This is a genomic window from Pseudomonas sp. FSL W5-0203, assembly GCF_001896155.1.
GTDB classification, from domain to species: domain Bacteria; phylum Pseudomonadota; class Gammaproteobacteria; order Pseudomonadales; family Pseudomonadaceae; genus Aquipseudomonas; species Aquipseudomonas paracarnis.
Window position 1 is genome coordinate 1 of record NZ_MPOR01000108.1, and the last position, 374, is coordinate 374.

A 374-nucleotide genomic window follows, 5' to 3' on the forward strand; every position below is an offset into this window, starting at 1 on the left:
TGGCCAAGGGGTTGCTGGTACTCAGTGATGAGCCGCTGTTGTTTATCTACCTGTCGGCGCTGGTGGCCTGGGTACGCATGCTGCCGCCACCCGACATGTACGGACTGCTGGGTGAAATCACCGGCGAAGTGTTGATCAATCTGCTGCTGATCTGGGCCACGCGGGGTATTGGAGTACAGCTGCGCCTGGGTGCTCAGGTGCTCAGTGGCGTCAAATCCGGGCGTGCGCGGGCGTTGTTGGAATTGCTGGCCAAGCAGGTGGCGGGGCCTCGGTTGGAAACCCATGTCGAGGCCGCCAAGCCGGTGTTGCTGAGCAGTGCGGCGACGCCGATTAAGACGGTGCCGGCTGTGCCGTTGAAGGCGGGCGATACGCTG

The 374-nt window shown here is 62.8% G+C and carries 1 protein-coding gene; it reads left to right on the forward strand.

Translation table 11 applies throughout. The features are described from left to right. The coding region (locus BOP96_RS29190; RefSeq protein ID WP_138726272.1) for a hypothetical protein at positions 1 to 374 on the forward strand (374 nt) is incomplete at both ends.